Origin of the sequence: Moritella sp. 28 (genome assembly GCF_018219435.1) — a bacterium.
Lineage (GTDB): Bacteria > Pseudomonadota > Gammaproteobacteria > Enterobacterales > Moritellaceae > Moritella.
The window spans coordinates 2,038,812-2,065,807 of sequence record NZ_CP056121.1 but is presented as its reverse complement, the minus strand read 5'-3'; the positions used below and the strand labels follow the sequence as shown (position 1 = coordinate 2,065,807).

Below are 26,996 nucleotides of genomic sequence, written 5' to 3'. Positions count from 1 at the left end.
ACGAAAAAAGAGTGTAATTCATTCGTTATAAGATTTTTTATCGGCCTGTAAATGTACCATAAATGCGTACATACACATTCCACAAATACCTCCCACAATCACCCCAATGGCAGAACGAACTGCGTACTCAATAATAACCGTCGAACCATGCACAATATTTGCCAATAAGACAAAAAAAGCAATGCTTATAGAATACATAAGCACACCTGCGAGTAACCGACCCTGATATTTTTCTTGGCGATTCTGACTGACCGCAAACACGTACCACACAAACAAAGCCGCGAGTCCAAATATACCCCCGCCGTATTGGTTCAACTTGTACATGGGCAACGAAAATATTTTTCTGTTCCAGAACTCACTGTTCACAACTAACGAACCGTCAAAATGACTCGTCGCATCCCACAGCACATGACTGTATGCACCGAGCAATACCCCAAACACGACTAAAAGATACGAAGACTTTCCGAATGACCAATCCCTTCGCGGCAACCGAAACAGCTCAAGAGTTGGCCCCTCGATCCACCGATACCAAACAAGTAACATTAAAAGTGACGGAAGAAGACAATAAATAAGCACCCCGAGCTCTGAATGCCCAGGCGCTTCTGTTGGACTAAGAGCGAAAAGATATGGGAAGTCTGGTGACATGCTTCCAACAACCATTGCAGCAAGCGGAACCTTTCCCCGCGCAATGACTGATACAGGTAGTGCGACTACTGCGTGTGATAATGTGTATGGCATCGTTTTATCCACCTAACAGGTTGTTATTCGGAATGACGTATAACGTGAGTTCCAGTTTAATTTCATTATCATAAACAGTACCAAATACACGATTAATTACAAATAATAACCTCAAACTGCAGATAATAAAAAACCGCGAGTAAGTTACCATTCCAAGTAACCTAACCAGCGGTTTTTATTCTAAGTGTTTATTGCTTATTTAAGTATTTATAACCCAAATATTACTTCGCGTTTTGCTCAGCTTTTTTCTTTGCTTTTTCTACGCGACGTTCATCAATGATGTGTTTAATTTCACCACCAATATGTGACTCACCACGTTTTTCAGCGAGTTCCATTTGACGTTCACGCTCAGCAAAACGGCTACGCTGTTCATCTGTCACTTGATCATGACAACGGTGACAGCTAAGACCTTTCACGTAATGCTCACTTTGCAGTTCATCTTGTGTTAACGGGTAACGACAAGCGAAGCATTGGTCACATTCACCTTGTTCTAAGTCGTGGTTTACAGAAACACGGCCGTCGAATACAAAGCACTCACCTTCCCACATCGTTTCTTCTTTTGGCACTTCTTCAAGATACTTAAGAATACCGCCATCTAAGTGGTAAACTTCGTCAAAACCTTGCTCTTTTAAATAAGCTGTCGATTTTTCACAACGGATACCACCTGTACAATACATCGCTACTTTCTTGTGTTTTTCTTTGTCCAAGTTGTTTTTCACATACTCAGGGAATTCACGGAAAGTCGCAGTATTCGGGTTTACAGCGTTTTGGAATGTACCGATCTCAATTTCATAGTCGTTACGTGTATCAATCAAAATCACTTCAGGATCAGAAATAAGTGCATTCCAATCTTTCGGTTTTACATATGTACCAACAACTTGGTTAGGATCAATACCTTCAACACCCATGGTTACGATTTCTTTTTTCAGCTTAACCTTAGTACGTAAGAACGGATTCTCATCGTTATAAGATTCTTTGAAAGAGATTTCGCCCAGACTTGGGTCTTGAGATAAAAAGCTTAATACAGCATCAATACCTGCTTGTGGCCCAGCAATTGTACCGTTAATACCCTCGGCCGCTAATAACAGCGTACCGCGAACATCTTGGCTTTCCATTTTTGCTAATAAAGGCGCGCGTAACGCTTCGAAATTCTCTAAACGTACGAATTTATATAATGCACAAACTGTAATTTGAGCGGTATTTTTTGTAGTAATTGGTGCTGACATTTGGTTATTCCCCATTGAGCTAACTAGAACGTAAATCCAGAGCTGTAGATTAAGGCGGCGATGTTAACAGAAATACCCTATAGCGACCAGAAAAATTGATGTAGATCAATAAATATCACCTGACATCCCTTATTGAAAAACTCTACCTTACACCTTAGAGGTATTTTTTATTAAATTAATCAATATGTGGCACAGTTATTGATTAACTTATTATAAGATTCGCTCATTCAAGGATGGCTATTATGATAACAAACCCGCAACTAACCGCATTTATTGAGCGTAATAAGCTAGAAACCGCTTATTTAACCGACGCTGCAAAATGGTACACAGGGCTAATATCGGCAATCAGAGCGCACCAGCATAGTGCAATAAACAGTGCAGCAACAGATATTGACCGCATAAATAAAAAACAAGCACCTGTTTTAATTGGTATTAATGGTTGCCAAGGCTCAGGTAAATCAACACTCGCCGATTATCTCGCGACCTATTTAACCAGTGTCTATAAAATGAATGTCGCGGTTCTCTCTCTCGATGATTTTTATTATAGCCACCAGCAACGTAAAAACTTATCTGAGCATGAGCATCACTTATTACAAACTCGGGGAGTGCCAGGAACACATAATTTATCACTCGCGCACAGTACCTTAGATAAGTTGCGATCTGCTAACAATAAATCAACACCAGTTGCTCTGCCTCGGTTTAATAAAACTACCGATAACCCGTACCCTGAATCAGAGTGGCCAGTAATTCATGGCGCTGTCGATGTCATTATTCTTGAAGGTTGGTGCTTAGGCGTACAAGCACAAACAGATGAGGCACTATTAGAACCTGTCAACAACCTTGAAGCGGCGAAAGACAAATACGGTGTTTGGCGTCGCTATGTGAACAACCAAATCAAACATCACTACGCTGCGCTTTATGAACGACTTGATATGTTAGTCATGCTTAAAGCGCCGAGTTTCAATACCGTTTACCAGTGGCGACTTGAGCAAGAGTTAAAATTAAAGCAGCAAGCACTGACACTCAATTCCCCACTTGACCGGGTCATGAACAAATCTGAGATAAAACTGTTTACAGCTTATTTCGAACGGCTCACCGAGCATGGATTAACGACATTACCCGCATTATGCAATTGGGTTTTTGAAATGGACAGTAGCCGCAACATAGTGCATTCATACAGTCCTCAGTCAATGCAGCTTAATCATTACCCTGCCATTTTTACAGATCTTGATGGTACTTTGCTCGATCATAACAACTACAGTTTTAAGCCCGCATTAAGTACGCTCGCCAAATTAAAGCGCGCGACAATACCCGTTATTCCAAATACCAGTAAAACTTATGCCGAATTACTCGAACTTAGAAAACAGTTAGATTTGAATGGGCCTTTTATTGTTGAAAATGGTGCAGCTATTTACATCCCAGTTAACTACTTTAGCCACCAACCTATCGGTACAATACAACAAGATGGTTACTGGGTTAAATCTCTCGTACATTCACGTGACCATTGGTTATCACTACTACCGACTGTGCCTGTCGAATTAACCGCGTTGTTTACCGGTATGAATACCATGACACTTAGCGACATTGTTGATGCGACAGGATTGGATGAGGCAAGCGCAGCGCTTGCAAGTCAAAGAAAATATGGCGAACCCGTACTCTGGAAAGGTAATGCAGCTCAGAAACAAATGTTCATCCAACATTTAAAGAAACAAGGCGCGACAATTTTAGAAGGCGGACGTTTCCTGCATGTTTGTGGCGATTGTAACAAAGGCAAAGCAATGAATTGGTTAATGAATCAATTTAAATTATTTAACCCACAGCAAATACCTTACTCTATTGCACTCGGTGACGGTAACAATGATATTGCCATGTTAGAAGCTGCGCAATATGCCGCAATCATTTTATCTCCAGTGCATACCCCACCAAAATTAAAACGTAAACAGCGCTTAATCACGAGTAAAAATACAGGGCCAACAGGCTGGGCTGAAGTGCTAGCAAAATTATTACCCAAGCTATTACCTGAGCGGCCACCCAAACTATTACCGAAGGTATTACCTGAGTTTGAACTAACAACAGTTTGAATTTTGAAACATCAATTCAATTCTTCGATTCAAATATTTAAGGAAGGTTTATCATGGCTGATTTTTATCAAAATGGTGTAATTACAACACTGCATAACCTAAACCAGCGTCCATTAGAAGCAATGGAAGCAGAACTCACTGAATTTTCAAAACTGCGTCCTATGTCGTTAATTCTCCCATCACTATTCTCAGAGTTGGAAGGGAAAGCACTGCCTAATATTATTAATCATTTACAAGATGTGCCGTATTTAAACGAAATTGTGATCGGCTTAGACCGCGCGAATGAAGAACAATATAAACACGCGTTAAAATTCTTCGGCGCATTGCCACAACATCACCGTATTTTGTGGAATGATGGCCCTCGCCTGCAAGCACTTGATGCTGAACTCGCAACACTGGGCTTAGCGCCCAAAGAATTAGGCAAAGGCCGTAATGTCTGGTACTGCATGGGTTACACACTTGCATCGGGAAAATCAGAATCAGTGGCGTTACATGATTGCGACATTCTAACGTACGACAGATCACTACTAGCACGTTTGATTTATCCCGTAGCTAACCCACAATTTAACTATGAGTTTTGTAAAGGTTTTTACGCTCGCGTTGCTGACGGTAAGATTAATGGTCGTGTTTCTCGGCTATTAATAACGCCATTATTACGTTCGCTTAAACGCGTTGTCGGCCATAACGATTACCTTGAATACATGGATAGTTTCCGTTATCCGCTCGCTGGTGAGTTTTCATTCCGTAAAGACGTACTTAACGATATTCGCATCCCAAGTGACTGGGGATTAGAGATCGGGGTATTGTCAGAGATGCACCGTAATTATTCTCATAATCGATTATGCCAAGCTGATATTGCTGATGTATACGATCACAAACATCAAGATCTATCATTGGATAATAAAGATGGCGGTTTGTCAAAAATGTCTATTGATATTACCAAGGCATTCTTCCGTAAGTTAGCGACCCAAGGTCATACCTTCACCAATGAAAATTTCCGCACTATCAAAGCAACCTATTACCGTATCGCCTTAGATTTTGTTGAAACTTATTATAACGACGCGGTGATGAATGGCTTAACTCTCGATATTCACTCAGAAGAAGAAGCGGTTGAAATGTTTGCGCAGAACATCATGATCGCAGGGCAAAACTTCCTCGAAAATCCAATGGAAAAACCATTTATGCCTAGCTGGAACCGCGTAATATCGGCAATGCCTGACGTATTAGAACGCCTCAAGGAAGCCGTTGAATTAGATAGAGCAGAGTTCATCTCTTAACTATAAGTTGTATCAAAATTAGAACATGGATGGTGACAATGTTAAATCCAAACGGCGACTTACAGCTACGACAACAACAGCAGCTACAACAGCGAGTAGAACAACAGATCAGTACAATTTATGCGGATATTAATTTATCCGTATCAATCGAAGTGCTGGCTGCAGAATTGATCAGCACAATGCGGCTAACCGACCAGTTTCATACGCCAACACCACAAATCAATCATTGGTCTCAAAAAGATACCATTTTGATAACTTACGGTGACAGTATCTTCAATCAGGATGAAAAACCCCTGCAGACATTACATCATTTTCTACACAGTTACTGCGCAAATACGATTAACAGTGTGCATATTCTGCCATTTTTTCCGTATAGCAGTGACGATGGTTTCTCGGTTATTGACTATGCCAGTGTAAACGATGCACTAGGTGATTGGGATGATATAAAACAGATAGCACAAAGCCATCATCTTATGTCTGACTTAGTCATCAATCACTGCTCTAGCCGCAGTAAATGGTTTGACAATTTCATCCGTGGCGAAGGTACTGGCTATGATTATTTTTATACAGACTCAACCTATTCGCTTTCAAACGCGACACTCTCGACTAATGGCGATAGCAATACCGAGCGTCACGATATAGAAGCCGTCGTTAGACCACGTACATCGCCCTTATTCAGAAGCACACAAACCGCCTCTGGCGAACAGCAAGTATGGTGTACTTTTAGCCATGACCAAGTTGATCTGGATTTTACCAACCCCAAGGTACTCATCAATTTCGTGTCCATTATCCGTCAATACTTAGATAATGGCGTGAAGATATTCCGCCTCGATGCGATCGCCTTCTTGTGGAAGAAAGCAGGCACACCTTGCATTAACTTGCCCGAAACTCACGAAATTGTGCGTTTACTCCGAACCTTAATCGAACATGCACGTCCAGACGCGGTGATAATTACTGAAACCAATATACCCAACAAAGAAAACCTCACCTATTTTGGTAATGGCAACGAAGCACATTGTATTTACAATTTCGCCCTACCACCCTTATTGGTTAATACCTTGATCACCGGTAATTGCCAATACTTGAAACAATGGATGATGAGCATGCCACCAGCACAAAATGGCACTGCTTATTTTAACTTTATCGCATCGCACGATGGTATAGGCTTACGACCAACAGAAGGTCTATTGTCAGATCAAGAGATAAATCAGTTAGTCACTACGATGCAAGAATTTGGTGGGAAAATATCTTGGCGAACAGTGACAACAGATACTAAACATACCGCGAATTCGAAGTCCGAAGAAGTGCGTAAGCCTTATGAGTTAAATATCACCTTATACGATGCATTAAAAGGAACAACAGCAGGTAAAGACGAATGGGGGCATAGGCGTTTCATCTGTGCTCATACGATCATGTTCGCACTGGAAGGTATCCCCGGGATCTACATTCACAGTTTACTAGGCACGAGTAATGATTATAAAAAGCTCGAACACACCAGTCATAATCGTTCTATCAACCGACATCGCTGGGCACTTGATTCACTCACGGAACAACTTGATGATCCCGAAAGCCAACATGCTCGTTCATTACATGATATTAATTACCTGATCACATTAAGAACTGCGCAACCCGCATTTCACCCAAATGCCACTCAATTCACCTTACAGTTAGGCGATCAAATTTTTGGCTTTTGGCGACAAAGCATAGACCGTAGCCAAAGCATATTTTGCATCAGTAATATTTCGAATACGCAACTTACATTACCGCTAGCCAATGTGAACTTAATCAGCAGCGATTTTTGGTATGATTTAATTACCGGCGATACTATCAAGAATATTAGCCAAATATTAACACTCGAACCCTACCAGACATTATGGTTGAGTAACCGATAAAGTGAACATAATTTAACGCTAGGGTTACCTTACAGTAGCCCTATTATTGATAACATTTATGTAAATAACTAAAGCATAGTAAGGGTTTTATAAGTCACTAACACCTCATCGAAAGCATAATAATAACAAAACAGTTAACCTCACAACTTTTAACGTCAAATTAACCACTATCACAAATACTTTCATTTACACCTTCAAATGTAACCTCCGATTGAAACCAAACTATTTTTTAAGTATTTACACTAGTTAAAAAACGTTTCGATTGATGATTTTTCAACCGAATAGAAACTTTATTTGAACATTTTCACTTTCGAATAGTGATAATTGTATCTATGTCACATTTCGTTTATATAATCTCCCCTATTATCCCGTCACAATTTTAGTTGCAAGAAGGTTAACAATGAAAAGATTGATTGCTCATCGTGGAATGTCATCGCTGGCACCAGAAAATACATTAGCCGCATTTTCTTTATGCAAAAAGAATAATATTCAATGGTTCGAATGTGACGTTGATATTTTAAAAGACGGTACGATTATTGTCTCACATGACGATACTTTAGATCGTTGTACTGACAAGAGTGGTCAATTATGCAAAATCAGTCATGACGATATCGCGAATATCGATGCTGGCAGTTGGTTTGCAGATGAATTCATTGGTGAAAAACTTCCGACCCTCCAAGAGTTAATTTCATTAGCAAATGACCTTGAGCTAAACATGAATATCGAAATTAAATCATGCGCAGCAAGTGCAGAGCTTAGCTATACCCTGATTGATAATTTAATTATTGGTTTGAAAGATCTAAACCCTGAGCGCGAATTAATCGTATCAAGCTTCAACCACCTTGCGCTAACCGAATTTAAACGTCGTAGCCCAGAAACCCAAGTTGCTTGTTTATTCGAAAGCCATACCTTATGGGACGATTGGAACTCAATTTTAGATTGGTGTAACGCAGATTACATCCATCCAGAAGACAAAGGCTTAACACAAGAAATGGTTCACAAATTTAAAGCCGCTGGTTTTAAAGTAAACGTGTGGACTGTAAACGATCTTGCGCGCGCTAATCAATTATTCAACTGGGGTGTCGACGGTATTTGTACCGATGTCGCCCATAAATTCCCGTCAAAATACAAAGTGTTAGGTAATAAATAATGAGTTTATTAGGAAAAATTGGCTTCGATTCAAAAACCCGTTTTTACGGTTTCTTATCTGTCGTGCTATCAGGACAAATCATTTACTCTGCTTTCGAAGCATTTAAAGGTACGTTTTATAACTTACTACTTGAAGTTTTAAACATAGATAATACACAGATGGGTGTGTTGTTTACCTTAATCGGTTCTGCAATGTTCTTCTACATTCCTGCAGGTTGGGTAAATAACCGTTTCTCTGTACGCTCGATTTTGATGACCAGTATGTTCATACGATTCTTGAGTATGATGGCTATCATCATCTTTCAACCTGAATTTACCTTCTTAATCATCATTGCCGGACTTTGGGGTCTGATTGACGCGATCTTCTGGCCTGCGGTTGTGAATGGCGTTAACTTAATGTCAGGCGATGACAACAAAGGCATGGCTTTTGGTTTATTAGAGTCAATCCGTCGTGCAACAGAAATGAGCATGAACGCAATTATCGTTGGTATCATGGCGCTAGTGAGTGGTTCAATCTTGATTTTCCAAGGTGCTATCGTATTCTATACCTTACTTATCCTGCCAATGATCTTCTGTGTATGGAAATTTGTACCAGACAATCAATTAGAAGTTAAAGCAGGCGAAAGTAAAAACAAAGCAGCATTACAAGGTTTATTCTATGTATTAAAAATGCCGACAGTATGGCTAGCTGCACTAACATCTCTAACAGTTTACTGGACTTACATTACGCTTATCTACACAGTGCCATACTTAGAAGCTGTGTTTGGTTTAACAACTGCAGAAGCGGCTATCTTCGGTATCATTAATACGGGTGCTATGGGTGTTGTTGCAGGTCTTGTTGCTGGCTCAATTGCTGACTTTGTGTTCAAATCCTCAATTAAAATGATGTTGTGTGCACTGGGTCTGACTGTTATCTGTTTAGGTATTACAATTTTACTACCAAAATCAGCTGAAATGTTAGTAATGAACATGATTCTACTAATGTGCTTCTCGTTTAGTATCTTCCTAGCAAAAGGCATCATCTTAGCGCCGATTGCTGAAGCTGGTGTTCCAAAAGAATTCAGTGGCGCTGCGATGAGTGTTGGTTCATTCGCTGCATACGCATCTGTATTCTGGGCTTACGCACTAAACGGTTGGATCATCGATACTTATCCTGCAATTGAAGCGTATCAAATGATCTTTGGTATTGGTCTAAGCGTATCAGCATTTGGTATGTTCACCGCGATTTGTTTACTGCTATTAAAACGTAAGCAAGCAGGTAATATCTCAACTGATGATGCAACACCAGCATAATCAAGGTGATTAAGACTCCTAATTAAGGTCGTCTAAGCACTGTATAATACAAACAAAATAGCCGCATCAATTGCGGCTATTTTTTAATAAGCATTCCCATCACTGAACAGCTATTTATAACACTCTATTTTTCGCTACGCAGCCATCGCTATATGTACTGACGTTTGAATTAACAGTAATAGCAGCACAAACAAAGACAGTGAAAACGCACGTAATCTATGCGGTACATAGTTAGTCCCCACATGCACATAAGCATGAATATACCGAAACACCACATAAATAACTGACAGTCCAATAGCAAAACTATTCACCGCCCCAACCAACACAGTGATAATGCACAAGCCATAGAACACCAAAGGTGATTCAAACTGATTATCTAAGTTATTGGATACTTGAACAACATCTTCTGGCCATGCCTTGTTATTCAACGCCGTTTTATTAAAATCGACAGCCTTTGCTTTTATTGCTTTTGATTTTCGTATTACCAACAAAATATACAGAAATATCACTAAAAGCACATGCGCAAGTAACGGGTATAAAATACTGATTCCATCCATTTATTTCTTCCTTTATTTAGTACCTAAGTTACTTCAAAATGAACAATCAGAATTTTGACGTAGTTTAGGTATCTAATGTAATTAATCTATCAACTAGATATAAAGCAAATAAGGAAAAATAGGAAATGTATGTTTTATGATTTGTGAATAGACGCACCATCAACTTCTATCTTTGATGGTGCTTAGCTAGCGTGGTTATTTATTCCGTGAACAAAGATCTAACGTCCTGTGCTGACAAGGCTTTATGATAAATTTTGACACTATCATATGCTTGTTCCAATGCGGATACACAAATTTTAGGGTCTGCCGAGGTCGCACCATCTTCACAGGTAACACGTGTATGCCCGCCCACTTTAAATGGCGAACCACCACCGTAACCTGAAGTATTCATCGCGGCAGTGATCGGGCTATTTCCCATCGGTAAATCACCTTGTAGATCAAACGGTGCACCATCAATATAACCCAGTAATTGCTTATTTTCCCGATCGATGACAACGGCTACATGGTGCCAACTGCCATCAACAATTGCATCCGGCTGAACTATCGTCACATTGTTCGGATACATAAAACGGTCGCGGAAATTAACTTGAATTTCTAAATCATGTCCACTCGCACGGATCTCCCAACCACCATAATTCATATTATTTGGGGTCTTAGACGATTTACCAATAAGTAGTTTATCACCGTCAGTTACCGTATATTTAAACCACATAGCCGCAGTAAAGCTTTTATGACCCGGATCTAATTTATGCTCCAATAAACGATCGCCTAAAGGATCATTCGTCATCTCCTTAGGTGCTAACAATGGAATAGTAATACCTTGAGCTGTTATTCCCACCGTTTGCATTTCAGTCAATTTAACACCTGCTGTTTCGGCCTGTAAGTCATTACTAAAACCGGACAGGTCTGTCACTTTATTATCGCGTAGGCTATCCATATCCCAATACGCGGTTAACTCAGGGGCTAAAACTTGAATCATCACTGGGCCACGGGTTTGATATTCACCATCTGTAGCAACATAACTGAATTGATCGACCCCGACAAAATCGACAGGTGGTGTATAGCGTAATGAATCACCATAAGCAATAACAGTGCCTCCAGCGAATGTTGCTGCGTCAAAACTCTCAATGGTTAATAGATCGCCATTTGCGTCATAATCATTTGCCAGTGGATCAACTAAACCAGATTCATTTTTATATACAGTTAAATAATCTTTGAATGTGGCTGGTAACATCGGGTCTGTTAATGCCTTCGCGGGTTTAAAGCGAGAGCCTTTTTGAATCCGACGCGTCGTATTCCATGCTTGCATATTACCCATATGCGTTCTTGGCTCTTGGATTTGATTATTATTATCGGTTTGTTCGCCATGGCCTAACCCTAAGTTATGCCCAATTTCATGAGTGAAGCCCCAACTCATGGTATAACCTGCGGTACAGCCAACCCAATAACCACCACCCCAACACTGCCCGCCATTCACCGGGTCTTGAAAATCAATGCTAAAGTTAGTTGCATCAGGCGCACTCGGACGAGTTTGCGTAGCCTTACCGATATCTCCCTTTAATTCGATAACTGCTTTACCGATATCCCAACGTAAGCCTGTCTTTTGTGCCCACATATAGTCGAGTTCATTAATGTGCCCTTCCATTTGCGCAACACCGTTGATAATGTTATTCCCTGCTGCTTTATCAAATTGATTTTCTTCAAATTTAAAAGCAACACGCGATAAACTATTATGGAAGTCATTTCCTGGTTGCGGTTGATATAAACGGCCATTCTCAATAGCAGGCAACTCGAAATCAATAATTAACTCTTGAGTATCTGTTTCATCATTACCTAACGCCGTTGGGGTTATAAACTCACTAACATCGACATTTTTCTGCCAAAATAGCATATCACCCTTCCACGCCGAGATATGAATAGTACCTAACGCATCGATCACACCAGTAACGGTTACCGCAGCATTGTTCGTTACAATGCCACGGTAAGTTCTAATTTCCGGCATTGGTGATACGGATTCATATTCTTTGACTCGACGAGAATCAAAGGTAAGTAATTGAAAATGAGGAGAACGAACCGAATGCTTAGTAAATTCTAATGCATAGTCAACATCATTAATGCTAACGTCGATATCAATCTTTTGCGGTAATGATTCGCCAGCAGTTTTATTTGGATCAATAATAACCGTACGTACAGTCGTCGCATTTTGGCTCCAACGGCTGCCCGTAGGTCCAACAGTCTCAGTTCGAATATAATACGTTTTGCCGGGATCAATTGGTGACAGTGTAATGCTATGTTCACCCGCTAACAAATCCCTTAACTTAACGCGATACTGCCACCCTTCAGCATTACTACCTGCATCCATTTCACCATAATAAACCCAAATAGGGTAACCCTCAGCGCTTTCATCCACACTAATATTAAGCTGAAGTTGATTCCCTTGACTGTCAAAACCAGTTTGTATTGCAGTATCAACTTTTACCGCAGCAGGATGAAAACGACTATAAGGTATCAAGAATTCTCCTGTCATTAAAGTACGACTCGGAATACCAGCCCCTTGCCATGCCACTGACATGTGATCACCACCACCGCCTTCTTTATGAAGCACTTCGATATAATAATACTGACCAGCATTTAAATTAATATTCGTTTTAACCTGGCTTCTATTACTCCACTGATCTTCACGAGTATAACCAGTAATATGCGCGACTAAATCAGCTTTATCACGCGTCATATCAGCACTAATACGTAATTCACTATTATCATCAGAAGCTAGCCAAAAACTGTAATCCCCACTCACAGGTACAGTGAAATAACCATATACTCGTTGGCCATAAGAAGAACCCATATTGGTGAGTGATTTAAAGTCTGTTAATGTACTTTGTTGGTTAATCGGCGCTAAGGTATTAATAACAGCAACACTCGAGCCAGATATTCCAGTCCATATTTCCTGTGACACACCTTGATAAAGTAATACATCACTGGATAAAACATTCACTTTCACTAGTGTAGAACTTGTTTTATTATCTTTACTTATCGTAACCTCAAGATTGAACGAACGTAATTCGCCCTCAATAATATGACGTTTCAAGCTCAACTGGCCTTGCTCATTGATGGCAAACAAGTCCGCATTATCACCAGATGCTATCTTAAACACCAATCCTTGCTGCTCAATAAAACTCAATGTCGCAAACGAATTATCTATAGAGTGATTAGCAGGAACCGCAAACTCATAATACGGATATTCGAATACAGGAGTATCTGCAACCAAGGTGTTAGTCTGTACCGATAGTCCATTTGATAAACCGCTACTGTTACCAACAATATCAATTGCTTCCAATGTAATATCGTAGTTTGTAGCAGGTAATAATTGCTTCAATTTATAATTCGTATCATAAGTTTGTGCAACATATTCACCGCCTTGATAAATACGGTAAAGTATTTGCTGCTTATCTTCATCTGTTGAAGCATCCCAAGCCAGATCAATAAAATTAGTCCCCTTGCCATTAACCCTAATGTTAGTCACCGCCGAAGGGGCTATAAAATCATCAATCACGATCATCAAGGGATCACTTTCCAGCGACTTATTACCGGCTTTATCCTGTGCTCGAATAGTGAAATCATAACGAGTGGCACTTTCCAAGCCCGTTAACGCAATCGATAGTTCGTCCTTACCTGTCGTTGCTAGTAACTTATTGTTTGTATTAATTAAGTAACGTTCTACATCAACATTATCGGTTGTCGCATTCCATTGTAAGATCAGCGTATCTTCTGACGTTTTTAGCCAATTAAAGTTAAATACAGGCTTAGGTTTTATTATATCAATAGGTAAACGTAGATATTCATTGCTAATAACGCCCTTTGAAATACCGGGCCCTTCCCAAGCGACGGCTAATAAGTCAGATCCATAGTATTCTGCCATTAACGCCTTTACGGCATATACTTGACCCGCTTCAAGATAAATGATGTCAGAAGCTTGACTATCATAACGCACAGGGTCCCATTCACGTTTTTTTGTAGCTCGATCTGTATAAGCAATTCGTCTTAACCCTTTGGTATTAACACTATCGCTTAATAACAGTTCAGATTGGTCATCTGAAGCGATCCAAAATTTATATTCACCAGTAACAGGTGGGACGACATAGCCTTCCAGAGTCTGACCATATTTGTTTGCAATATTACTTGGTGATTCGAAGTCGTCTACAACATTAATAGAAGTCGGTTTATCAGGAAATGTCGGTAATGCTTTAAGCTCAGAAAGTAAGCCTCTAACTTTATTATCTCGATAATACTTGCGTAACAGCCCCTGGTTTTCTAGTTTTGCCGCATACGGTATAAATGCCACCTGAAGCGGCACAGTTACCGAACTTAAACCGTCACTCACCTGTACAGAAATATCCATAATTTTTGATGACAATGCATTAACCGAAGCCGACACTGTTAATAAACCATGTTCATCAATCGCAAAATAATTTAATGCTTGCTCACTGGCAATTTGATAATGCAATGTATCACCATTAGCATCGCTTGCATTTATTTGAACGACAGGAGCACCTAATGTTGCGGTATCGTTTATCAACAAAATATCTGTAATAGGCGAGATTACTGGGCTGTCATTCTTCACTGTTAAAGCAGTGATATTACGCGGTTCTGATTCTCTGCCTTCCTTATCCAAAGCCAACACTGCATATGCATAGCTATGATTTTCTTGTAGGTTCGTATCAACAAAGCGATATAAACCACGACTAACCGTCGCGATTTTATTACCGTCTCGACGAATAATATAACCATCTGCATTGTGGTTACCATCCCAGCCTAGCGTCAGACTTGTTTGAGTAGTCGCGATTAATCGAACATTTTCGACCGCCATAACTTCTTTTTCTGGCGGTTCCGGTATAGGAATAGGTTGAGGTTGAGGTTGAGGTTGAGGGATAGGTTGAGGGATAGGTTGAGGGATAGGTTGTTGAGTTTCGGAATCTTCATTACAGCCTGAAACAGATAAGATCAATACAATCCAGAATATATACTTCATTCACTTTCCCTAAGTCCATTTAATAAAAACCATCATTTTTTGATGATTCAATACAAAATTACATTAAAACTTTAGAATTAATATTTAAAATACCAATTTAAACGATAAAATACACAATTGATAACAGATTAAGAAGCGCGGCGAGTATAAACTATATTCAATATCAATAAACGACACAATATTGCTTATAATTCATTCAAAATAGGGAGGAAAGTATGAGGATTAAAACCCCAGCAATGACTGAGGTTAAGGAAATAATAATGAACAGATATTATTACATTGTTTTAGAGAATGTACGGCTGATAACGTCTTGCTGTTGTTCTGATGTTAATGAATTAAAACGCACCGCATAACCCGATACACGGATCGTAAGTTGTGGGTAAGCACTCGGATTTTTAATTGCATCTTCAAGAGTTTCACGTGTTAATACGTTCACGTTTAGATGCTGGCCACCTTCTACTTTAGCAGGCTCTTCGATGGCAATATCACGTGACTCAAAGTTACCTAGCTCAGCTAAGTTAACAACCGCGTCTTGTGCAATCACATCATTAACAGTACCGATACACCTTGCTTGCTCTGCACTTCCATCAATGAGCCAAATTGAATTATTAAGACGCTGATCATCAGCTTTAGTGATTTGAATACCTTTTAATTTACTCATTGTATTACCTTCTATGTTGTAGATTTGAATCAACCATACAACAATAAACCTTATAAATACAAGGGTTATATAAATAATAATTAATACTTTATGGGTATGTGAAACCTATGTTAGAACAAGGTTAAATAAGTGGGAAAATGAACTTGAAAATCGATATGTAACTGGCTCTTGTTCAGGTTGGTCAACTTCCTTTCGCATCGTTATAACGCTGCCGTACTCGCTTAAAATCTTCAAATAAGAGATCCGATGATAATATTGCATTACCAAAAGGGTTGGTTTCAGGTTCGAGTACGGCTTGTAATTTCCCTTCAGGATTAATAACCATAAAAGCAAAACTGTGGCTAACGCTATAATTGTCATTAGTGGTTTCATATTCATAAATGGCAATAATATTTAAGCTATTTACAAACCCTAAATAAGTCACCTCCTCAACTTGCCTTAGCCCTATTATCTCAGGAGCGAAAAATGCCAAGTATTCAGCCAATACTTGGGGCGTATCACGCTGAGGATCAACGGTATAAAAAATAATATCAACGTCATCCTCAAATGCGCTTTGCTCTAAGTTAAGCTGGAACTGACTCAGTGCTAATAACGTCATAGGACAAATATCGCCGCAGTGCGTATAACCTGCAGCAACGATATGCCACTTGTCTAACAAGTCATCCTGAGTAAAACGATTGCCATGTTGATCTTGTAATACAAAGTCCGTAATCGGCATCGCGTCATTCAAGGCAACCCCATTAATTTTCGCGACGGGTTGAGATTGATACAACCCAAACAAGGCCCTTAGCACAATAAAAAAAATAAATATGATGCTTAAGCCCAAGCCTGTATATAATAATTTATTTATAAATGCCTACTTATAAACACATAACTGGCTTCTACATTCATTAAGGTAATAAAAATCAAGATCGCAATAGGGGGAATAAATAACAGTAGCTTGACTGCAAACCGTTCCCATTTTAGATGCATAAACACAGTTAAAATCAACCCCGCCTTCATAACCATAAAAAACAAGATAAGTGCCCAGCGTAAATAGCCTTGAACATGAAAATAATCCACCATATATGAGCAAGCACTTAAGATAAATAACAACAACCATGCTTTAAGGTAAAGGCTTATAGGGTGCACTTGACCAATTTTTTGTGTTTGTGTGGACTTCATTATCACACCTCACCAAAGATAGAAAAAAGCAAAAATAAATACCCAAACTAGATCAACAAAATGCCAATACAGTCCCGATATTTCAACCATTTGATAACCTTTTTTTTCATAATCCCCCGCACGAACACGCTTGGCAATCACTAACAAGTAGATAATCCCAGCGCTAACATGCAAACCGTGAAAGCCAGTGATCATAAAAAAGGTGGCACCAAACTGTGCCGCGCCTAACGGATTACTCCATGGTCTCACCCCTTCTTCAAAGATCAACTTGCTCCATTCAAAAGCTTGCATACCAACAAAAGATATACCTAATAAAGCGGTAATAAACATCAGATAACTGGCTTTGCGTTTATCGCCTTGATAGGCAAAATTCACCGCCATCGCCATCGTGCCGCTACTGGTAATAAGAATGAACGTCATAATCGCAATCAGCACTAAGGGCACGTGTTCCCCTGCGATCGTTAACGCAAATACTTCACTCGAATTAGGCCACACATCGACCGTACTCATTCGCACGCTCATATAAGCGGTTAGAAAAATACCAAAAATGAAAGTATCACTGAGTAAAAAGACCCACATCATAAACTTAGGCCAAGGCATATCAAACACGGTGCGATCATTCGACCAATCAGACACCACACTTTGCCAGCCTTTCTTTTCATCATCATTGTGGCTGTTATTATTCATGACCTTCTCCTAAAAACCACAAAGCAATGCAATCGTTTTGTAGGTATCTGGTGTTGCCGTTAACAACGCAAACAGCAACATCCATACAATAAACAAATAATGCCAATACCAAACACATAAACCTAAGTTAGCCGTCAATCTTTCACTATCAGTATGTTTAACAAATGTAATAACAACCCGAATTAATGCAATAAAGCCTCCCGCCAAATGTAATCCATGAATACCCGTAAACAAATAGAAATAACTGTTGGCTGGATTCCCATTTACCGCAAAGCCCGATACAGTAAGTTGCTGCCACACTAATAATTGCCCGATTAAAAACAAGCAACTAAATAACCCCGTCAGGCATAACGCCAACACCATACGTGTTTGACCTACCCCCTCATTAATCGGCTTAGTGTTAGCCGCAAAGCGAATAGAAATAGATGCTAATAATAAGAACGCGCTGTTCACCCAAAGGGTAATTGGATTACTAAAAGGTAACCAAGGGGGGCCCGCTAACGCCGTAAAATCGGGATATTGTGACCGAGATAAAAAAGTGATTGAAATCAAGAAGAAAACAACGGTCACCACCATCAAGAAAAACACCAGAGCCGTTTTTGTTGATTCGGTCTGGGTCACTTTCAAACATTTCGTCTGATTATATGATTCGGAAATATCAGCATCGTCTGATAACCAAGGCTTACTGAGTAATTGACGAACAATGTTCATTATTACCGCCCTCCCTTATCTGTTAATAAACACTCTGAATCCATTATATTTTGTGGGGTAAAATCAGTTTTGTGTCCAGGTACACTGTAATCATAAGCCCATCGGTAAACGACAGGCACGTTATCCCCCCAATTACCATGCACAGGCGGGCATTGCGGCGTCTGCCATTCCAACGACGTCGCTTGCCAAGGGTTAGCAACGGCCAGTTTACCCCGTCGTAAACTCCAGATTAGATTGAAAATAAAGATCAGCTGACCCACACCAACAATCAAAGCAGCAACAGTAATACCGGCATTGAGTGTTTGTGTTGAATCGGGAATGAAAGCAGTATCGCCCAGCGCAAAATAACGGCGCGGCACACCAAGAAAACCAAGATAATGCATCGGTAAATAAATCGCATAGGTGCCAAGGAAAGTGACCCAGAAATGTAATTTACCCAGCCCCGTGTGCAACATACGACCCGTCACTAACGGGAACCAATGATAGATGGCTGCAAACAGCACCATGATCGGCGACACCCCCATCACCATATGAAAATGCGCGACTACAAAAAATGTGTCCGACAACGGTAAATCAACCACCACATTACCTAAGAACAAGCCTGTTAGACCACCGTGCGTAAAGGTAAAGATAAAACCAATAGCGAAAAACATCGGCACCGTAAAATGAATATTGCCACGCCATAACGTAAGCAGCCAGTTATAGACTTTCAATGCTGTCGGTACTGCAATAATCAAGGTGGTGGTAGCAAAGAAAAAACCAAAATAAGGATTCATCCCACTGACATACATATGATGTGCCCATACCACAAAACTAAGCCCACCAATCGCGACAATCGCCCATACCATCATCCGATAACCAAATATATTTTTACGGGCGTGAGTAGCTATCACATCCGACACCATGCCGAATGCAGGCAAAGCGACAATGTATACCTCCGGATGACCAAAGAACCAAAATAGATGTTGAAATAAGATGGGGCTCCCGCCGGTGTAGTCTAAGTTCTCACCTAAGGATAAGATCGCAGGCATAAAGAAGCTGGTACCCAGTAATTTATCAAATATCATCATGATCGCGCTGACCAGCAACGCAGGAAATGCCAACAAGCCTAAAATAGTAGCAATGAAAATGCCCCACAATGTCAGTGGCATTCTCATCAGGGTCATACCACGAGTACGCGCTTGCAATATAGTGGTCACATAATTAAGTCCACCCATGGTAAAAGCAATAATAAAAATGGCCAGCGATAACAACATCAACAATATGCCGTTATCAGCCCCCGGTGTACCTTGTAAAATAGCTTGTGGTGGGTACAAGGTCCACCCTGCACCAGTCGGCCCTCCGGTAACAAAAAAACTGGATATCAGTACGATAACCGATACCAAATAAGTCCAGAAACTCAGCATGTTAAGATAAGGAAACACCATATCCCTAGCGCCAATCATCAATGGGATCAGGTAATTACCAAAGCCACCGAGTAATAATGCGGTAAGCAAATAGATCACCATAATGATCCCATGCATGGTGACATATTGCAGATAAGAGCTTGGGTCAATAAAAGAGAAATGATCAGGAAAGCCGAGCTGTAAGCGCATTAGCGCAGATAATACTAAAGCGATCAAGCCGACAAAAATAGCCGTGATTGAATATTGAATCGCAATCACTTTATGATCCAGACTCCACACATACTTAGCAAAGAAGCCTGATGGTTGGTGGTCGTCTGCTATAGGCTGCATTTCTTTCACTAAAACCTCCTGCCAAAGCTTATTTAACTGGCTGTAATATAGCGATATACGCGAGAACATCGTCGATAGCGCGATCGTCGTGCAGCAACTTAGACATCAGAATCATCTGAGAACCATACATATCTTGTGGATGTGTACCGCGAATACCTCTTTGATAATTCTCTAATTGACGCTTGAGGTAGCCTGTATGCTGTCCCGCTAATTTAGGTGCTTTCTGGGCATAATTGCCTTGAGCAAGTTCACCATGACAAACGGCACAATTCTGATATAGTTCTCGTCCAACCGACACATTACCTCGATGTTCCGTTGACTGAGTCACAGTCACAGGCGGCAACGAATTAAGGTAACGACTGATATTAGCCACTGCAGTATCGTCAGCTAACATTGCTGCAAACGGTAACATTTGACGGCCATAAATATCATCATCACTGCTACCACGAATATTATTACGGAAATAATGTAACTGCCGATTAAGGTAATCACGTTCCTGACCCGCTAATGCTGGCGCACCTATCGTGCTATTCCCTTCACCATTCGCGCCATGACAGGCAATGCACGTGGTATACATCTGCTGACCTGCCGAAATTTCACGACTAATACGAGCAAGGCTTTGGCTAAATGTTGGCTGTTGGTTAAGCCATGTTTGATAATCACGTTCAGATTCAACAACAACGTGTCCACGCATTGTATAGTGAGCAATACCACATAACTCGAGGCATAGAATTTCGAAACGACCAAGTAAAGTAGGTGTGAACCAAAGGTAAGATTGAGTGCCTGGCACCAAGTCCATTTTCACTCTAAATTGAGGCACGGTGAAATTATGTAACACATCTTTAGAGCGCAATAACACTTTAACAGGATGTTCGATAGGCAGATGTAATTCATTACTATTGATCAACACGTCATCTTGCCCATGGGGATCTTCTGGGTCGATACCAAACGGATTATTCTGATTAATTAACGGAATGGCTGTACGACCAAGTTTGCCGTCCTCACCAGGTAAGCGAAAATTCCAGTGCCATTGCTGGCCAACCACTTCGACCTCACTCGCATCAGCTGGCACATTGACAAAATCAGCCCAAACAAACAGCCCGGGTGTTAGCATAGCGATAATACCAATCGACGTTAATACCGTTAACCAACCTTCTAATTTACGATTCTCCGGATCATAATCTGCTTTTCTTTTTTTGTTGTAACGGAACCGATACACCACATAAGCGAGAAACAGATTCACGGCAACAAATACGATACCCGTGACCCAGAAGGTAATATTGATAGTTTGATCTATTGCTGTCCAATTAGAAGCGATAGGCGTAAACCACCATGGACTAAAGAAATGAAACAATAAGGAGCTAATAACCAGTAAGAGAATTACTACCGCAATAACCATAATTGAACCATCAATTATTGTCAGTTTTACAAAATATAAAACTAACTAGTGACCTGAAAACCAGTGTAATTAGTAAGCATAGCGCAAGAAATTTGAATTGCGTTGCGAAATAACTAAAGCCGTGTTTAAGGTGGTCACTTCATCATGCGGTTATATGTATCCTGACAACTCACGACCCAATGTGGAGAACCCGCGCCACAACCGACCGGTTTAACATCGGGGTGCGATCGCATGATCACGCCAAAATTATGCTCTTGTACCGGGTCCACATCGACAAATAAGATATGTTTCCCTTTTATTAATAGCGATTGAAAGCGAACAAAATTCGCATTCGGCTTCTGAAAACCAATGAATCCGCCTTCCCAAATACAAAACCCAAAACTCAAAATAGACAAAAATATAAAGGGTAACCAACCAGCCCCACCATTCGTCCATCCCATCATATAGGGTATCACTAACGCAAACATCGCAATGATAACGCCAACACCAGCCCCTATTTCTCCCCCTCGAATAACATCTTGTTTAAGTAATGATTCAACTTCATGTAAATGGTGCTGCTCAACATGGCAATCATCAAGACTTAATACATGAATTTGAGGTTCAGTAAATCCTTCTGCTTCTAGCTCCTTTTCAACAATCTCTAACTCATCAAGATCATCAGATACATAATAGTGTCTTAGCATAGTTACTACCGCCTTGAAAACTGTCGTAATTAACATACAGAAATACACAACCATGCTCAAACCATAGTCTGGTTATCTAAATAAGTGAATATAAAAAAGGTAATTAACAGTTTCATCTATCACTAATTTACACTTTAAAATTGCATAAATTTTACAAATTAGCGTTATTTTAGATATTTATTCCTTATTTATCGCATTGTTCTTCCATACTCATTAATTAGACTAAGTAATTCGAAAAACAAATTACAAGTGAGTGGGATCTGATATGATATTTAAAATAAAAAAATCATTAGCACTGATTATGATGCTATCTCTCGCATTGACATTATCAGGATGTCACCGCAATGATGGTAATTTAGGGGGGGCTGCAGGTGACTCTGATGACGACAGTACACAACCAACTGAACCAACTGAATTAGACATATTGCTACAAACACTCATCACCGAAAAAAATCTTGGCCGCTCAGCGACCGCAAACCGTGATATTCCCTCGATTAACTCCCCGCTTGCTAATTTAGGTAAAAAATTATTCTTTAGTCAAAGCCTCGGCGGTAATTTTGATAGCGCCTGTGCTAGCTGTCATCACCCGACACTTGGTGGTGCAGACGAATTAAGTCTCCCTATTGGTGTCGAATCAATAAATACGCAAGTACTTGGTCAGGGACGTAACAATAGTGAAGGTATACCCTTTGTGCCACGTAATAGTCCTACCATATTTAATATCGCTTTATGGGACGGTAGTTTATTCTGGGATTCTCGCGTCGAGAGTTTAGGGAAAGAAGTTGACAAAAATGGTACGGAATCGGGCATTAGTACACCAGACAGCGGCTTTGGCGTAACAGATAAGAATGCTGGATCTAACTTGGTTGTTGCACAAACTCGATTTCCTATTACGTCAAATCACGAAATGAAAACGGCTGATTTTGAAAATGGCAGTAGCAGAGATGTTATTCGTCATCACCTTGCCGCGCGTCTGGGCGATTATGACGAAGGCGCTGGTGAATTAACCCGTAATCAATGGCTAACCGAATTCCAAACGGCATTCAATAGTAATGCCGATACAGAGGATCTTGTCACCTTCGCAAACATCGGCAAAGCCATGGGGGAATATGAGCGATCTATGGTGTTTATCAACTCACCATGGCGTAATTATCTCGATGGTGATATTACCGCGTTAACAGAACAGCAAAAACAAGGTGCGTTGTTATTCTTTAATACAGCTAAAGACAATGGTGCAGGCTGCTCGGCGTGCCATAGTGGTCCGCTGTTAAGTGACGAACGCCATAACATTATTGCCTTTCCACAAATCGGCGTTGGCAAAGGTGATGGCAGTAATGGCGATGATGATTTTGGTCGTGAGCGCGTAACCGGTAATACTCAGGACAGATATAACTTCCGAACACCAAGCTTATTAAACATTGCTGTAACATCACCTTATGGGCACGCCGGTACATTTGATTCATTAGAAAGAGTGCTGCGCCATCATATCAACCCAGTCCGCAGTATTGATGATTATGTTAATGACTATGAGTGGTGTCAATTAGCACAATTCAAGAATATCGCAAATTGTACAAGCTTATATCCAAACGTTGAAGCTAATGGCGAACTTGCATTAGATAAACTTGAGCAAGAGCGCCAAAGTGGAACATCACGATTACCAATCTTGAACTTAAATAATGAGGAAGTTGATCAATTGGTGACCTTCCTTAACAGCTTAACAGACCCTTGTGTCAAAGATCGTGATTGCCTCGCCCCTTGGATAGCAGATGAAAGCACGGATAACCCCGATGACCAAGTGCTTATTGGAACGGACATAAATGGCAACCATTTATAGGCTCTCAGTATATATCTTTAAGATCGTTGGCAACATCTAATAACCAGCCTTTAAAGGCCTGAACCTTTTTTAACGCATCATGTTCAGGTCGCCAGACGATATAATAAGCCAATTCTGTACTGTTATTCAGCTCTGGAAATGGCCTCACTAATCGTCCACAAGCAAGATCATCTTTGACTAATACACTGCGGCCTAATGCGACCCCCTGCCCAGCCACCGCTGCTTGAATTACTGATGCTGAGTTGTTAATTTTCAACCCCTTATTAGTATCTACATCATCGATGCCCTGCTCACTCAACCAGCTAAACCAAGTCGGAAACCCTGAACTTATCGGCATAGAATGATCGTGTAATAACGGATAATGAGCTAAGTCGGTCGGTAACTTCAGCCCTTGTTCAACCAGATCTGGGGAGCACACCGGAAATATATCCTCATCCATCAGCAATGTTTGTGACAACCCCGGCCAATTACCTTTGCCATAACGCACTCCAATATCAATATCCTCAGCAAAGTAATCAACAGAACGAGAATTGGTATTTAAGCGGATATCATAATCAGGATGGTTAAGTTGAAAATCATCAATGTGCATCAATAACCACTTTGCAGCAAACGCAGGACTCACTGACACTGTGATGGCATTATTTATAATCGGTTTTTGCAATAATGCTAACCCCTGAGAAATGTGCTCTAAACCTAGGCTTATTTCCGGCAGTGCAAGCTTAGCCTGATCCGTCAACGTTAAGCGTGAAGCTCCGCTAGTGGCACGAATAAACAAAGTGATATCTAACCACTCTTCCAATAGACGTACTTGCTGGCCGATTGCGGCAGGCGTGACATTCAGTTCTTTTGCCGCCAAAGAAAAACTAAGATGCCTTGCTGACGCTTCAAACGCACGAACTGCATTTAAATGGGCTATATTTTGCATTTTCAGCGCTACCTCACTTTCACTTACCACTAAAGAAAAACTATACTGACAGTATAGAAGTAGTGCTTTGTTATATGCAAAGAATAAATCCATAATTACAACATAAAGACACTTAATCTGTGGAATAACGATATGAACATTAATAACGACCTAACCCAATCAGCGAAAGTATTCTTTAATGAGTCAACTTGGCAACCCTCTCCGCTTAAAGGTGTATCACGTAAAATGTTAGAGCGTGATGGCGCTGAATTTGCAGCAACGCCAACAACACTTGTTGCTTATGAGGCTGACAGTTATTTCACTAACCATGTACATACCGGTGGTGAAGAGTTCTTGGTGTTAGACGGTGTGTTCGCAGATGAACATGGCGACTATCCTGTTGGCACCTATAAGCGTAACCCTGTCGGTACAGAGCACGCACCGATAGTCAAAGACGGCTGCATGATCATAGTGAAACTGGGTCAGTTCCAAGACGGTGACGATCAAGATGTGGAAATAAATACCACTAATCAAGCTTTTATCCAAGATGAAGGCCGTACTGCGGTGCAATATCAAGCACTACACGCATTCAAACAAGAAACGGTACGTTTAGAACGTTGGACACATGACTCAAGTATCAGCCTAGACAATACAGGTGGTATTGAAGTGCTTGTTGTTAATGGTGAGTTTAGCCATCGAGGAGACATTTACCGACAATTTGATTGGCTGCGTTTACCTGTTGGTGAAATGTTAGATGCCACCACAACTTCAGATAATTGCATTGTTTGGATCAAAACAGGTCACCACACTTACCGCCTCTAACCTACACTTATTAAGGTATTAACATGAAAACAGAATTTGTCATTATTGGTGGTGGATTAAGCGGTTTATATACCGCTTATTTATTAGAACAGCTTGGTAAGAATTATATTTTACTCGAAGGTCGAGCGCGACTGGGTGGCCGAATATATACCGAAGACCAGTTTGATATGGGGCCTTCTTGGTTTTGGCCTGACATGCACCCACGTATTACCACCTTGATTAATGATCTACATTTACCGGTATTCCCACAGCATGATAAAGGCGCGTTCTTGTTTGATAAACACGAGAACAAACCACCGCTGCGCTATAAATCAGGTTACGCCGGTTCACCGCAATCAATGCGTGTTGCTGGTGGTATGCAAACTGTTGTTGATGGTATTAAAGCCAAGCTAATCAATGAGTGTATTATTCGTAACGCTAAGGTTACGCATGTCGCGCATACTGCGACAGAGCAAGATAGTTATTCTATCGTTAAAACCGAAATAGACGGTGAACCACAAACAATACAAGCGCGTCAGGTTATCTTTGCGATGCCATTACGCTTACTTGCAAAGAGTATTACGTTATCACCTGAATTACCGACGAAAGTACAGAAAAAGTTCACATCGACTGCGACATGGATGGCGGCACACGCTAAATTTTTTGCCATTTATGACACCCCCTTCTGGCGTGAATCGGGGTTGTCCGGTTCGGCCAGTAGCCAAGTGGGGCCGTTAGCAGAAATACATGATGCAAGTACAATTGATTGGACTATCGACGATAGTAATACCGCCAATAGTAGTAATGTGGGTACAGGGGCACTATTTGGTTTTGTGGGGATTGATGCACATACTCGCCAATCAGCAGGCAATGAGTTAATTAAATCGTTAGCAGTGAAGCAGCTTGTACGTATTTATGGTGAACAAGCCGCTCAACCTATTGATGTGAAGTTAGTCGACTGGAGCCAAGAAACCATGACAGCGACGGATGCCGATAAAAATGCACCCAATGCTCACCCACATTATGGGTTACGCGATGTTCAATCAGCGCTAGCGCCTATTTACCAACAAGGTTGGTACTTTGCGGGTACTGAAGCCGCAGAAGAAAACGGGGGTTATATCGAAGGCGCGCTAGAAGCGGCAGAAGCTGTAATCGCTCGTATTCCGACTTAAAA

Annotated in this window: 21 protein-coding genes; 8 read left to right on the top strand and 13 right to left on the bottom strand. The window is 40.7% G+C overall.

Features of this window, described 5'->3' with window-relative positions; all coding sequences use genetic code 11:
• Positions 1-18: 18 nt before the first annotated feature.
• Together HWV02_RS09190 and HWV02_RS09185 are read right to left on the bottom strand one after the other, a co-directional pair.
• Complete coding sequence (locus HWV02_RS09190; protein ID WP_211679385.1) at positions 19-738, bottom strand: DUF4184 family protein; 720 nt, start codon at positions 736-738, stop codon at positions 19-21.
• A 221-nt stretch (positions 739-959) separates the two neighbouring features.
• Positions 960-1,964 (bottom strand): rhodanese-related sulfurtransferase, encoded by a 1,005-nt coding sequence (locus HWV02_RS09185; RefSeq protein ID WP_211675041.1) that lies wholly within the window; start codon positions 1,962-1,964, stop codon positions 960-962.
• Between the two features lie 242 nt (positions 1,965-2,206).
• On the opposite strand from HWV02_RS09185, the gene HWV02_RS09180 reads away from it, so the two are divergent.
• The 5 genes from HWV02_RS09180 to HWV02_RS09160 all read left to right on the top strand — a co-directional run bounded on the left by HWV02_RS09180 (position 2,207) and on the right by HWV02_RS09160 (position 9,656).
• The gene (locus tag HWV02_RS09180) at positions 2,207-4,045 is read left to right on the top strand and encodes an HAD-IIB family hydrolase (RefSeq protein WP_255550633.1); all 1,839 of its coding nucleotides are present in this window, start codon (positions 2,207-2,209) and stop codon (positions 4,043-4,045) included.
• Positions 4,046-4,098: 53 nt separating this feature from the next.
• A complete protein-coding gene (locus tag HWV02_RS09175) occupies positions 4,099-5,322 on the top strand; it encodes a glycosyl transferase (protein ID WP_211679383.1) in 1,224 nt (407 codons plus the stop codon).
• A gap of 38 nt (positions 5,323-5,360) precedes the next feature.
• Positions 5,361-7,214: a sugar phosphorylase gene (locus HWV02_RS09170; protein ID WP_255550632.1), complete on the top strand. Its 1,854-nt coding sequence runs from the start codon at positions 5,361-5,363 to the stop codon at positions 7,212-7,214.
• A 400-nt stretch (positions 7,215-7,614) separates the two neighbouring features.
• Positions 7,615-8,364: a glycerophosphoryl diester phosphodiesterase gene (locus HWV02_RS09165; RefSeq protein ID WP_211679381.1), complete on the top strand. Its 750-nt coding sequence runs from the start codon at positions 7,615-7,617 to the stop codon at positions 8,362-8,364.
• The gene (locus HWV02_RS09160) at positions 8,364-9,656 is read left to right on the top strand and encodes an MFS transporter (protein WP_211679380.1); all 1,293 of its coding nucleotides are present in this window, start codon (positions 8,364-8,366) and stop codon (positions 9,654-9,656) included. The genes HWV02_RS09165 and HWV02_RS09160 overlap by 1 nt, the downstream gene beginning before the upstream one ends.
• A gap of 134 nt (positions 9,657-9,790) precedes the next feature.
• Here the strand turns inward: HWV02_RS09160 and HWV02_RS09155 are convergent, their stop codons facing one another.
• The 10 genes from HWV02_RS09155 to HWV02_RS09110 all read right to left on the bottom strand — a co-directional run bounded on the left by HWV02_RS09155 (position 9,791) and on the right by HWV02_RS09110 (position 22,283).
• Positions 9,791-10,213, bottom strand: coding sequence for an MAPEG family protein (locus tag HWV02_RS09155; protein WP_211690294.1), 423 nt, complete (start codon positions 10,211-10,213; stop codon positions 9,791-9,793).
• A 199-nt stretch (positions 10,214-10,412) separates the two neighbouring features.
• Entirely contained in the window at positions 10,413-15,242 is a 4,830-nt protein-coding gene (locus tag HWV02_RS09150) for a PA14 domain-containing protein (RefSeq protein WP_211690292.1), read from the bottom strand.
• Between the two features lie 274 nt (positions 15,243-15,516).
• A complete protein-coding gene (grcA, locus tag HWV02_RS09145) occupies positions 15,517-15,903 on the bottom strand; it encodes an autonomous glycyl radical cofactor GrcA (protein WP_211679377.1) in 387 nt (128 codons plus the stop codon).
• 181 nt (positions 15,904-16,084) lie between these two features.
• Positions 16,085-16,675, bottom strand: a complete 591-nt coding sequence (locus HWV02_RS09140; RefSeq protein WP_211679376.1) for an SCO family protein — start codon at positions 16,673-16,675, stop codon at positions 16,085-16,087.
• A 74-nt stretch (positions 16,676-16,749) separates the two neighbouring features.
• Positions 16,750-17,067: a cytochrome C oxidase subunit IV family protein gene (locus HWV02_RS09135; RefSeq protein ID WP_211679375.1), complete on the bottom strand. Its 318-nt coding sequence runs from the start codon at positions 17,065-17,067 to the stop codon at positions 16,750-16,752.
• A gap of 9 nt (positions 17,068-17,076) precedes the next feature.
• Complete coding sequence (locus HWV02_RS09130) at positions 17,077-17,754, bottom strand: heme-copper oxidase subunit III family protein (RefSeq protein ID WP_211679374.1); 678 nt, start codon at positions 17,752-17,754, stop codon at positions 17,077-17,079.
• A 9-nt stretch (positions 17,755-17,763) separates the two neighbouring features.
• Positions 17,764-18,465 carry a cytochrome c oxidase subunit 3 gene (locus tag HWV02_RS09125; RefSeq protein ID WP_211679373.1) on the bottom strand — a complete coding sequence of 234 codons (702 nt, stop codon included), beginning with the start codon at positions 18,463-18,465 and terminating at the stop codon, positions 17,764-17,766.
• A gap of 2 nt (positions 18,466-18,467) precedes the next feature.
• Positions 18,468-20,201, bottom strand: coding sequence for a cbb3-type cytochrome c oxidase subunit I (locus HWV02_RS09120; RefSeq protein ID WP_211690555.1), 1,734 nt, complete (start codon positions 20,199-20,201; stop codon positions 18,468-18,470).
• A 28-nt stretch (positions 20,202-20,229) separates the two neighbouring features.
• Positions 20,230-21,600: a c-type cytochrome gene (locus tag HWV02_RS09115; protein WP_211690290.1), complete on the bottom strand. Its 1,371-nt coding sequence runs from the start codon at positions 21,598-21,600 to the stop codon at positions 20,230-20,232.
• 134 nt (positions 21,601-21,734) lie between these two features.
• The gene (locus HWV02_RS09110) at positions 21,735-22,283 is read right to left on the bottom strand and encodes an NAD/FAD-utilizing enzyme (protein WP_211675027.1); all 549 of its coding nucleotides are present in this window, start codon (positions 22,281-22,283) and stop codon (positions 21,735-21,737) included.
• A 265-nt stretch (positions 22,284-22,548) separates the two neighbouring features.
• On the opposite strand from HWV02_RS09110, the gene HWV02_RS09105 reads away from it, so the two are divergent.
• Positions 22,549-24,117 carry a cytochrome-c peroxidase gene (locus tag HWV02_RS09105; protein WP_211690288.1) on the top strand — a complete coding sequence of 523 codons (1,569 nt, stop codon included), beginning with the start codon at positions 22,549-22,551 and terminating at the stop codon, positions 24,115-24,117.
• A gap of 4 nt (positions 24,118-24,121) precedes the next feature.
• Here HWV02_RS09105 and gcvA read toward each other — a convergent pair whose 3' ends face one another.
• Positions 24,122-25,042, bottom strand: coding sequence for a transcriptional regulator GcvA (gene gcvA / locus HWV02_RS09100; protein ID WP_211690286.1), 921 nt, complete (start codon positions 25,040-25,042; stop codon positions 24,122-24,124).
• 132 nt (positions 25,043-25,174) lie between these two features.
• Between gcvA and HWV02_RS09095 the strand changes: the two genes are divergently transcribed.
• Entirely contained in the window at positions 25,175-25,843 is a 669-nt protein-coding gene (locus HWV02_RS09095; RefSeq protein WP_211690284.1) for a cupin domain-containing protein, read from the top strand.
• A gap of 23 nt (positions 25,844-25,866) precedes the next feature.
• Complete coding sequence (locus HWV02_RS09090; protein ID WP_211690282.1) at positions 25,867-26,994, top strand: FAD-dependent oxidoreductase; 1,128 nt, start codon at positions 25,867-25,869, stop codon at positions 26,992-26,994.
• The last annotated feature ends 2 nt before the right edge of the window (positions 26,995-26,996 follow it).

Excerpts from the sequence above, each read along its gene's own strand:
- HWV02_RS09190 (WP_211679385.1), bottom strand. The coding sequence starts at position 738 with ATGCCATACACATTATCACACGCAGTAGTCGCACTACCTGTATCAGTC.
- HWV02_RS09185 (WP_211675041.1), bottom strand. The coding sequence starts at position 1,964 with ATGTCAGCACCAATTACTACAAAAAATACCGCTCAAATTACAGTTTGT.
- HWV02_RS09180 (WP_255550633.1), top strand. The coding sequence starts at position 2,207 with ATGATAACAAACCCGCAACTAACCGCATTTATTGAGCGTAATAAGCTA.
- HWV02_RS09175 (WP_211679383.1), top strand. The coding sequence starts at position 4,099 with ATGGCTGATTTTTATCAAAATGGTGTAATTACAACACTGCATAACCTA.
- HWV02_RS09170 (WP_255550632.1), top strand. The coding sequence starts at position 5,361 with ATGTTAAATCCAAACGGCGACTTACAGCTACGACAACAACAGCAGCTA.
- HWV02_RS09165 (WP_211679381.1), top strand. The coding sequence starts at position 7,615 with ATGAAAAGATTGATTGCTCATCGTGGAATGTCATCGCTGGCACCAGAA.
- HWV02_RS09160 (WP_211679380.1), top strand. The coding sequence starts at position 8,364 with ATGAGTTTATTAGGAAAAATTGGCTTCGATTCAAAAACCCGTTTTTAC.
- HWV02_RS09155 (WP_211690294.1), bottom strand. The coding sequence starts at position 10,213 with ATGGATGGAATCAGTATTTTATACCCGTTACTTGCGCATGTGCTTTTA.
- HWV02_RS09150 (WP_211690292.1), bottom strand. The coding sequence starts at position 15,242 with ATGAAGTATATATTCTGGATTGTATTGATCTTATCTGTTTCAGGCTGT.
- grcA (WP_211679377.1), bottom strand. The coding sequence starts at position 15,903 with ATGAGTAAATTAAAAGGTATTCAAATCACTAAAGCTGATGATCAGCGT.
- HWV02_RS09135 (WP_211679375.1), bottom strand. The coding sequence starts at position 17,067 with ATGAAGTCCACACAAACACAAAAAATTGGTCAAGTGCACCCTATAAGC.
- HWV02_RS09130 (WP_211679374.1), bottom strand. The coding sequence starts at position 17,754 with ATGAATAATAACAGCCACAATGATGATGAAAAGAAAGGCTGGCAAAGT.
- HWV02_RS09125 (WP_211679373.1), bottom strand. The coding sequence starts at position 18,465 with ATGAACATTGTTCGTCAATTACTCAGTAAGCCTTGGTTATCAGACGAT.
- HWV02_RS09120 (WP_211690555.1), bottom strand. The coding sequence starts at position 20,201 with ATGCAGCCTATAGCAGACGACCACCAACCATCAGGCTTCTTTGCTAAG.
- HWV02_RS09115 (WP_211690290.1), bottom strand. The coding sequence starts at position 21,600 with ATGGTTATTGCGGTAGTAATTCTCTTACTGGTTATTAGCTCCTTATTG.
- HWV02_RS09110 (WP_211675027.1), bottom strand. The coding sequence starts at position 22,283 with ATGCTAAGACACTATTATGTATCTGATGATCTTGATGAGTTAGAGATT.
- HWV02_RS09105 (WP_211690288.1), top strand. The coding sequence starts at position 22,549 with ATGATATTTAAAATAAAAAAATCATTAGCACTGATTATGATGCTATCT.
- gcvA (WP_211690286.1), bottom strand. The coding sequence starts at position 25,042 with ATGCAAAATATAGCCCATTTAAATGCAGTTCGTGCGTTTGAAGCGTCA.
- HWV02_RS09095 (WP_211690284.1), top strand. The coding sequence starts at position 25,175 with ATGAACATTAATAACGACCTAACCCAATCAGCGAAAGTATTCTTTAAT.
- HWV02_RS09090 (WP_211690282.1), top strand. The coding sequence starts at position 25,867 with ATGAAAACAGAATTTGTCATTATTGGTGGTGGATTAAGCGGTTTATAT.